Here is a 10,527-nt window from a genome sequence, read left to right on the forward strand (position 1 = left end):
CGTCCGAGCCCCACACCACCGCACGGTGCTCCAACGCCGCACGCGTCGTCACCAACGACCACGACACATCCACCGGCGACAGGTCGGACCGGTCCCGCACGAACGACGCCAACCGCCCAGCCTGACCCGACAAACCCCGCTCCGAACGCCCCGACACCACCCACGGCACCGGCACGCCCACGCCCGACGCCACGACGGACTCCGCAACCGCCGACTCGCCCGCCGGCAGCGCCACAAGACCCGGTTCCGGCTGCTCGATGATGACGTGCGCGTTGGTCCCGGAGATGCCGAACGACGACACACCCGCACGCCGCGCACGCCCCACGCCCGGCCACTGCCGGGACTCGGTCACCAGCTCCACCGCACCCGACGACCAGTCCACATGCGACGACGGCGCGTCCACGTGCAGAGTCGCCGGCACCACACCGTGCCGCATCGCCAAGATCATCTTGATGATGCCCGCCACCCCGGCAGCCGCCTGCGTGTGACCGATGTTCGACTTCACCGACCCCAACAGGAATGGCTCGTCGCGGTCCTGCCCGTACGTCGCCAGCAGGGCCTGCGCCTCGATCGGGTCGCCCAGCGTCGTGCCGGTGCCGTGCGCCTCCACCACGTCGACGTCGGCGACGCCCAGCCGGGCGTTCGCGAGGGCCTGCCGGATCACCCGCTGCTGCGACGGACCGTTCGGCGCCGTCAACCCGTTCGACGCGCCGTCCTGGTTCACCGCCGTGCCGCGCACCACCGCGAGGACCCGGCGGCCGTCGCGCCGCGCGTCCGACAGCCGCTGCACCAGCAGCACGCCGACGCCCTCGGACCAGCCGGTGCCGTCCGCCGCGTCGGAGAACGACTTGCACCGGCCGTCGGGGGCCATGCCCCGCTGGCGGGAGAAGTCGATGAACGTCTCGGGCGTCGCCATCACGGTGACGCCGCCGGCCAGCGCGAGGTCGCACTCCCCGGACCGCAGCGCCTGCACCGCCAGGTGCAACGCCACCAGCGACGACGAACACGCGGTGTCCACCGTCACCGCCGGCCCCTCGAAGCCGAACGAGTACGCGACCCGACCCGACAGCACGCTGCTGGCCGTGCCGACGCCGAGGTAGCCGTCGAGGGTCTCCGGCACGTCGGCCAGCCCGGCGGCGTGGTTGTGGTACATCATGCCGGCGAACACGCCGACGGGGCGGCCCCGCAGCGCGAGCGGGTCGATCCGGGCGTCCTCGAGCGCCTCCCACGAGGTCTCCAGCAGCAGCCGCTGCTGCGGGTCCATGGCGAGGGCCTCGTGCGGCGAGATCTTGAACAGGTCGGCGTCGAAGTCGCCGGCGTCGGCCAGGAAGCCGCCCTCGCGGGCGTAGCTGCTGCCCCGGCGCGTGCCGGACGGGTCGTACAGGTCCTCGACGTCCCAGCCACGGTCGGCCGGGAAGCCGGTGATGCCGTCGCCACCGGAGACGAGGAGGTCCCACAGCTGCTCGGGGCTGCGTACGCCGCCGGGGTAGCGGCAGCTCATGCCGACGATCGCGATCGGCTCGTCGAGCGCCGCGACGGCGGCGACCGGGGCCGGCAGCGCGCCGGCGTCGGTCCCGGTCTCGGCGTCCAGGTGGTCGGCCAGGGCGAGCGGGGTCGGGTGGTCGAAGACCAGGGTCGCGGGCAGGCGCAGGCCGGTGACCGCGCCCAGCCGGTTGCGCAGTTCGACGGCGGTCAGCGAGTCGAAGCCCAGCTCGGTGAACGGGCGGGCGGCCTCGACGGCGGCGGCGTCGGCGTACCCCAGGACCGCCGCGACCTGGTCGAGGACGAGCCGCAACAGGGCCGCGGCGCGCTCCTCGCGGTCGAGCCCGGCGAGCCGTTCGGTCAGGGCGGCGGTCTCCGCCGGGCCGGACCGCGCGGCGCGGCGCCGGGGCGCCCGGACCAGGCCGCGCAGGACCGACGGCAGGGTGCCCGCCTCGGCCTGGGCGCGCAGCCCCGGCCCGTCCAGCGCCATCGGCACCGTCGCGGGCAGGCCGGTCGACAGGGCGGCGTCGAAAAGGGCGAGGCCGTCCGCCTCGGGGAGCGGGCGGACGCCCGCGCGGGCCAGCCGGTCGGTGTCGGCCCGGTCGAGGCCGGCGGTCATGCCGCCGCCCGACTCGACCCACGGACCCCAGGCCAGGGAGTGCGCGGGGAGGCCCGCGGCCCGCCGCCGGTGGGCGAGCGCGTCCAGGAAGGCGTTGGCCGCCGCGTAGTTGGCCTGGCCGGGGCTGCCCGTGACGCCCGCCGCCGACGAGTAGGTGACGAACAGGGCCAGCCCGCGGCCGGCGGTCAGCTCGTGCAGGTGCGCGGCGGCGTCCACCTTCGGCCGCAGCACGTCGGCCAGGGACTCGGCGGTCAGCGAGGTCAGGGTGCGGTCGGCCAGCACGCCGGCGGTGTGCACCACGCCGGTGAGCGGGTGCGCCGGGTCGATCCGCTCCAGCAGCGCGGCGAGGGCGGCCCGGTCGGCGGCGTCGCACGCCTCGACCGTCGCGGTGGCGCCCAGGTCGGCGAGGTCGGCGAGCAGGTCGGCGGCGCCTTCGGCGTCGGCCCCGCGCCGGCTGGTCAGCACCAGGTGGCGGACCCCGTGCCGGGTGACTAGGTGGCGGGCGGTCAGCGCGCCGAGGGCTCCGGTGCCGCCGGTGACCAGCACCGTGCCCTCCGGGTCGAGCGACGGCGCCGGCGCGTCGGGTTCCGGGGCGGCGACCAGGCGCGGCACGCGGACCACGCCGTCGCGCACCGCCGCCTGCGGCTCGTCGGTGCGGAGCAGGCCGGCGAGGGCGGCCGCCGAGTGCTCCCGGTCGTCGACGTCGACGACCAGGAAGCGGCCGGGGTGCTCGGCCTGCGCGGAGCGCAGCAGACCCCACACGGCGGCGCCGGCCAGGTCGGTGACGTCCGTGTCGTCGCCCACCGCGACGGCGCCGCCGGTGAGGACGACCAGCCGGGACCCGCCGGTGTGCCGCTCGGCGGCGAGCCAGCCCTGGAGCACGGCGAGGACCTCGGCGAGCAGGTCGTGGACCGGGCCGGCGCCGGTCGCGGCGGCGCCTGCCACCGGAAGCAGCACGACGTCGGGGACCCCGGCGGCGAACAGCGCGTCGAGGTCGGCGTGCCGGGCGACGGGCAGGCCGGCGGGCAGCGGCCCGGGACGGTCCCCGAGCACCGCCCAGGTCGTGCCGTCGGTGGTGCCGGCACCGCCGGCGTGCCGGGGCCAGTCGAGGCGGTACAGCGAGCGACGCCACGGGGACCCGCCGGAGGTGAGGTCCCCGGCCGGCAGGGGCCGCAACACCAGGGCCCCGACCCGGGCGACCGGCTCCCCGGCGGCGTCGGCGACCAGCATGGCCACCGTGTCCGCTCCGGTGGGCGTCAGCCGTACCCGCAGCGTGGCGGCGCCGTGGGCGGACAGCGTCACGTCCGACCAGGCGAACGGCAGCCGGGCCTCGCCGGGGTCGACGATGCCCAGCCCGACCGCCTGCACGGCGGCGTCGAGCAGCGCCGGGTGCAGCCCGTACGCGCCGGCCTCGTCGGCCGCCGGCTCGGGCAGCGCCACCTCGGCGTACACGTCGGCGCCGACCCGCCAGGCGGCGCGCAGCCCCTGGAAGGCCGGCCCGTACGCGAACCCGGACTGCGCCGCCCGCCCGGTCAGCTCCGACACGTCGAGGGCGGTGGCGCCGCTCGGCGGCCACTGCGCCAGCGTGCCCCCGTCCTCGCCCGGCTCCGGGGCGAGCAGACCGGTGGCGTGCCGCACCCACAGGTCGTCGGTGCCGGAGCGGCGGGCGTGGACCGTGAGCTGCCACGACCCGCCGCCGGTGCGCTCGGCGGCGACCTGCACGTCGACGCCGCCCGTCTCGGGCAGCACCAGCGGCGCCTGGAGGGTCAGCTCGGCGAGCCGGTCGGCGCCGACCTCCGCGCCGGCGCGCAACGCCAGCTCCACGAACCCGGTTCCGGGGAAGAGCACCACGTCGCGTACGGCGTGCTCGGCCAGCCAGGGCTGGGTCTCCACGGACAGGCGGCCGGTGAGCGTCACCTCGTCGCCGTCGGCCGAGCGGAACACCGCGCCGAGCAGCGGGTGGCCGGTCGGGGTCAGTCCGGCGGCGGTCACGTCGGCGGGCTGTGGCAGGGGCAGCAGCCAGTAGCGCTCGCGCTGGAACGCGTACGTCGGCAGGTCGACCGGCACGGGCGGGCCGTCGAACAGGGCCGCCCAGTCGACCGGCACGCCCCGCGCCCAGACGGTGGCCGCGGCGGCCAGGGCGGTCGCCGCCTCGTCGTGCTCGGCGCGCAGCATCGGGGCGCAGACCGCCTGCTCCGCGCCGACGATCTCCTGGGTGAGCGCGCACAGCACCCCGCCCGGACCCACCTCGACGTACGCGCCGACGCCCAGCTCACGCAGGGTCGCCACGGCGGCGTCGAAGCGGACCGTGTCGCGGACGTTGCGCAGCCAGTACGCCGGGGAGCGCACCTCGTCGGGGTCGAGCACCGCGCCGGTCACGGTGGAGACCACGGGGATCCGGGGCGCGGCGAAGGTCAGCTGCCCGAGCACGTCGCCGAACGCGTCGAGCATCGGGTCCATGCGGGCGGAGTGGAACGCGTGGCTGACCCGCAGCCGCCTGGTGCTGCGGCCGAGGGCCGCGAAGTGCTCGGCGACCGCCTGCACGGCGTCCTCGTCGCCGGAGACGACGACGGAATCCGGGCCGTTGACGGCGGCCAGCCCGACGCCGGCCGCCCCGCCGACGGTGGCCAGGTGCGCGCGTACCTCCGTCTCGGTGGCGCGGATCGACACCATCGCGCCGCCGGTGGGCAGCGCCTGCATCAGCGTGCCACGGGCGACGACCAGGCGGGCGGCGTCGGGCAGCGACAGCACGCCGGCGACGTGCGCGGCGGCCACCTCGCCGACCGAGTGCCCGGCCACGAAGTCCGGCACGACGCCCCAGGACTCGACGAGCCGGTAGGCCGCCACCTCGACGGCGAACAGCGCCGCCTGGGCGTACCCGGTGCGGTCGAGCACGTCGGCGGGGCCGTCGAGCACGGCGCGTACGGGCCGGTCCAGGTGCTTGTCCAGCTCGGCGCAGGCGGCGTCGAAGGCTTCGGCGAAGGCCGGGAACGCGGCGTACAACCCCTGGCCCATGCCGACCCGCTGGGCGCCCTGGCCGGTGCAGAGCACGGCGACCCGGGTGGGGCTGGCGACCCCGCGCCGCACGGACGCCGCCGGGACGCCGTCGGCCAGCGCGCCGAGCCCGGCGAGCAGTTCGTCCCGGTCGGCCCCCAGCACCACCGCCCGGTGTTCCAGGACGGACCGCCCGGTGGCCAGCGCCCGGCCCACGGCGGCCGGCGCGGCGTCGGGGTGCTCGGCGAGCCAGGAGCGCAGCCGGTCGGCCTGGGCGCCGAGCGCGGCGGCGCTGCGCGCGGAGACGACCCACGGCAGCGGGTCGGGCCCGGCGACCGCGTCGGTGCCGGCGGTCGGCTGCGGCGCGGGCGGGGCGGCCTCGACGATGACGTGGGCGTTGGTGCCGCTGACGCCGAACGAGGAGACGCCGGCCCGCATGGGCCGGGTGGCGCGCGGCCACGGGCGCGGCTCGCGGAGCAGGCTCACCGCGCCGGCCGACCAGTCGACGTGGGGGGACGGCTCGTCGACGTGCAGGGTCCGCGGCAGGAGGCCGTGGCGCATCGCCATGACCATCTTGATCACGCCGGCGACGCCGGCGGCGGCCTGGGTGTGCCCGAGGTTGGACTTGATGGAGCCGAGCCACAGGGGCTGGTCGTCGGCCCGGTCCCGGCCGTACGTGGCGAGCAGCGCCTGCGCCTCGATGGGGTCGCCGAGGCGGGTGCCGGTGCCGTGGGCCTCCACCGCGTCCACGTCGGCCGGGGCGAGCCGGGCGTTGGCGAGGGCCTGGCGGATCACCCGCTGCTGCGACGGGCCGTGCGGCGCGGTGAGGCCGTTCGAGGCGCCGTCCTGGTTGACGGCGCTGCCGCGCACCACGGCGAGCACCCGGTGGCCGTTGCGCTGGGCGTCGGAGAGCCGTTCCAGCAGCAGCAGCCCGGCGCCCTCGCTCCAGCCGGTGCCGTCGGCGGTGGCGGCGAAGGACTTGCACCGCCCGTCCGGGGACAGGCCGCGCTGGCGGCTGAAGCCGACGAAGGTGTCGGGGCTGGACATGACGGTGACGCCGCCGGCCAGCGCGAGCGTGCACTCGCCGGAGCGCAGGGCCTGCACGGCGAGGTGCATCGCCACCAGCGAGGACGAGCAGGCGGTGTCGACGGTGACCGCCGGGCCCTCGAATCCGAAGGTGTACGCGATCCGGCCGGAGACGACGCTGCCGTGGTTGCCGGTGCCGACGAACGCCTCGACCTCCTCGGGCACGCCGTTGAGGCGGGAGACGTAGTCGTGGTACATGACGCCGGTGAAGACGCCGGTGCGGCTGCCCTTGAGCGAGTCGGCGGCGATGCCGGCCCGTTCGACGGTCTCCCAGGCGACCTCCAGCAGCAGGCGCTGCTGCGGGTCCATGGCCAGCGCCTCGCGGGGCGAGATGCCGAAGAACCCGCCGTCGAACTCGCCGGCGTCGTGCAGGAAGCCACCCTCGCGGGTGTACGACTTGCCGTGCGCGTCCGGGTCGGGGTCGTAGAGGTTCTCCACGTCCCAGCCCCGGTCCGCGGGGAACGGCGTGACGGCGTCGACGCCGGACTCGACCAGTCGCCACAGCGCCTCGGGGGTCCGCACCCCGCCCGGGTAGCGGCAGCCCATCCCCACGATCGCGATCGGCTCGTGGTTCTGCTCGTCGACGGCCCTCAGGCGTTCGCTGGTCTCGTGCAGGTCAGCGGTGACGCGCTTGAGGTACTCGCGGAGCTTGGCTTCGTTCGCCATCGGGTTGATCACCTGTCGCTAAGGGGCAAGCGGCGGACTCGTGGTCAGGATCGGCCGAACTTCTGGTCGATGAAGTCGAACAGCTCGTCGTCCGAGGCCTCGTCGAGGGCCTGGCTGACGTCGGCCGGCCGGTCGGTGGCGTCGCTCCACCTGGTGACCAGCGCCCGGAGGCGGACCGCCACGGCCGTCCGCGTCTCGTCGTCGCCGGCCAGTCGTTCCAGTTCCTCCGGCCCGGTCGCGGCGAACGCGGCCTCCAGCCGGTCCAGCTCGGCCAGCAGGCCCGCTTCGGGTGCCGGCGGGGCGGCGTCGACCAGCAGGAAGTCGGCGAGGGCGGCGGGCGTGGGGCAGTCGAAGATGAGGCTCGCCGGCAGCCGGATCCCGGTGAGGGTGGTCAGCCGGTTGCGCAGTTCCACGGCGGTCAGCGAGTCGAAGCCGAGCCCGGTGAACGTCTGCCCGGACGGCACGACGGTGGCCGGCGGGTAGCCCAGCACCTCGATGACCTGCGCCTTGACCAGGTCCTCCACCAGCCGGCCGCGCTCGGCCTCGGGCGTGGCCGCGAGGCGTTGCGCGAAGGACGGCCCGCCGTCGCCGCCGCCGAGGACGCGCCGCCGGGCCCGGACGAGGCCGCGCAGCGGCGCCGGGAGTTGGCCGGCGTCGGCCTGCCGGCGCAGCGCGGCGGGGTCGAGCACCGCCGGCACCAGGTGGGGGCGTCCGCCGCGCAGGCTGGCGTCGAAGAGGCGCAGGGCCTGGTCGGTGTCGAGCGGGCTGAGGCCGTTGCGGCTCATCCGTTGCCGCTGGGCGACGTCGAGGTTGCCGGTCATCCCGCTGTCGGCGGCCCAGAGGCCCCAGGCCAGGGAGGTGGCGGGGAGGCCCGCTGCGTGCCGGTGGTGGGCGAGGCCGTCGAGGAACGCGTTCGCGGCGGCGTAGTTGCCCTGCCCGGGTCCGCCGAGCACGCCGGCGACCGACGAGAAGAGGACGAACGTCGACAGGTTCCGTCCACGGGTCAGCTCGTGCAGGTGCCAGGCCGCGTCGGCCTTGGCGGACAGCACGGCGGACATCCGCTCCGGGGTCAGCGCCGAGATCACCGCGTCGTCGAGGACGCCGGCGGCGTGGACCACGCCGGTGAGCGGGTGCTCGGCGGGAACGTCGGCCAGCAGTGCGGCGAGGCGGTCCCGGTCCGCCACGTCGCCGGCCACCAGCCGGGCGTGCGCGCCCAGCGCGGTCAGCTCGGTCAGCAGCTCCGCCGCGCCGGGGGCGTCCGCGCCGCGCCGGCTGACCAGCAGCAGGTGGCGCACCTTGTGCGCGGTGACCAGGTGCCGGGCCAGCAGGCCGCCGAGGGCACCCGTGGCCCCGGTGACCAGGACCGTCCCGTCGGGGTCGAGGTCGGCGCCCAGCGCCGCGTCGAGGGCGGCGGGCGTGAGCCGGGGCGCCAGCACCCCGTCGGCGCGGACCGCGAGCTGGGGTTCGCCGGTGGCGACCGCCCGGGCCACCAGGTCCACCGTGCCGGCCTGCGGTCGCCCCGCCCCGTCGAGATCCACGAGCACGAGACGGTCGGGGTGCTCGGCCTGGGCCGAGCGCAGCAGGCCCCAGACCGCCGCGCCGGGCAGGTCGACCGCGCGGCCGGTGTCGCCGGCGGGCACGGCCCCGCGGGTCAGCACGACCAGCCGCCGCTGCGCCAGCCGGTCGTCGGCGAGCCAACCCTGCACGGCGGCGAGCACGGCGGCGAGGCGGGCGCGGGTCGCGGCGGGGACCGGGGCGCGCTCCTCGTCGGCGTACGCGGCGAGCAGCACCAGTTCCTCGTCGAGCAGGCCGACGTCGACCGCCTCGGCCAGCGCGGTGAGCCCGTAGCTGGGGAGTCCGGACAGGTCGGACGGGGCGTCGCCGAGGAGCACCGCGCGGCCGGTCGCCGGGGCGCCCGGCGGCACGCTCTGCCAGACGACGTCGTACAGCGAGTCGACGGCCGCGCCGGCGCCGCGTACCTGGTCGGCGGTCACGGGGCGGGAGACCAGGGAGGCGATGCGGGCGACGGGGGTGCCGGCCGGGTCGGTCAGGGTCAGGGTGACGCCGCCGCCGCTGCGCCGGGCGCGGACCCGCAGTGCCGTCGCGCCGACGGCCGCGAGGGTGACGCCGGTCCAGGCGAAGGGCAGGCGTACGCCGGAGGCATCCCCGCCCTCGTCGAGCAGGCCGACGACGTGCAGGGCCGCGTCCAGCAGCGCGGGGTGGATGCCGAAGCCGGTGACCTCGGCGCCGTCGGGCACCGCCACCTCGGCGCACACCTCGTCGTCGGTACGCCAGACGGCGCGCAGGCCACGGAAGAGCGGGCCGTACTCGACGCCCAGGCGGGACAGCTCGGTGTAGATCCCGTCGACCGCGACGACGGCGGCGGCGGTGGGCGGCCATGGCGACGGGTCGGACCCGTCGGGCTGCGGTACGGCGGGTGAGAGGACGCCCACCGCGTGGCGGTCCCACTCGGCGTCCGGGTCGGCGGCGGCCCGGGAGTGGATGGTGACGGGCCGGCGACCCTCCTCGTCCGCCGTGCCCAGCTTCACCTGCACCGCACGGGCGCCCTGCTCGGCGAGCGCGAGTGGCGCCTGGAGGGTCAGCTCGTCGAGGGTGTCGCAGCCGACCTGCGCGCCCGCGTGCAGGACCATCTCGACCAGGGCGGCGCCGGGCACCACGACCGAGTCCCAGACGACGTGCTCGGCGAGCCACGGGTGCGTACGCACGGAGAGTTCGGTGCCGAAGACCCGTACGTCGTCGTCGGCCACGCGTACGGCGGCGCCGAGCAGCGCGTGGTCGACGGGGCGGACGCCCAGCCCGGGCGCGCCCGCGTCGCCGGTGGTGGCGTTCAGCCAGTAGCGCTGGTGGTCGAAGGCGTACGTGGGCAGGGCGACGGTGCGGGGCCGCGCCCCGGCAGCGGTGAGGTACCCGGCCCAGTCGACGTGGCCGCCGGTGACGTACCGCTCGGCGAGGGCGGTGCGCAGCGTGTCGGCCTCGGGGTGGCCGGCGCGCAGCGTGGCGGTGAACCGGACGTCGCCGGTCTCCTCGACGCAGTCCTGCGCCATCGCGGTGAGCACGGCGTCGGGGCCGACCTCCAGGAAGTGCGTCACGTCCTGCTGGTGCAGGGTGCGTACGGCGTCGGCGAAGCGCACGGGCTGCCGCACGTGCCGCACCCAGTAGGCGGGATCGGTGATCTCCCCCGCGTCCGCCACCGCACCCGTCACGTTCGACACGATCGGCACCCGCGGCGACTGCCAGTCCAGCCCCGCCACCACCGACGCGAACTCGTCGAGCATCGGCTCCATCAACCGCGAGTGGAACGCGTGACTGACCGACAACTCCTTGACCCGCCAGCCCCGCTCGCGAGAAGTCCCCACCACCACCGCAACCTCATCGGCGGCACCCGACACCACCACCGACGCCGGACCGTTCACCGCCGCGACGTCCACCCCGGCACCCGCAGCATCGATAACCCCGCGCACATCGCCCTCGGAGGCGCCGACCGCCGCCATCACCCCACCAGCCGGCAACGCCTGCATCAACCGACCCCGCGCCGCCACCAGGGTGCACGCATCCGGCAGCGACAACATCCCCGCCACGTACGCGGCCGTCACCTCACCAATCGAATGACCCGCCAGGAAATCCGCCCGCACACCCCACGACGCCAACAACTCCCACAA

General features: G+C 76.5%; 2 protein-coding genes. Both read right to left on the reverse strand.

Going from position 1 to position 10,527, the window contains the following annotated elements; translation table 11 throughout:
• Positions 1 to 6,847: SDR family NAD(P)-dependent oxidoreductase (locus AC5L34_RS29370; protein WP_494827890.1), on the reverse strand; the 6,847-nt coding region annotated here is incomplete at its 3' end.
• A 44-nt stretch (positions 6,848 to 6,891) separates the two neighbouring features.
• Positions 6,892 to 10,500: a type I polyketide synthase gene (locus AC5L34_RS29375; protein WP_494827891.1), complete on the reverse strand. Its 3,609-nt coding sequence runs from the start codon at positions 10,498 to 10,500 to the stop codon at positions 6,892 to 6,894.
• Positions 10,501 to 10,527: the final 27 nt, after the last annotated feature.

This window comes from Micromonospora sp. ZG13, assembly GCF_059359355.1.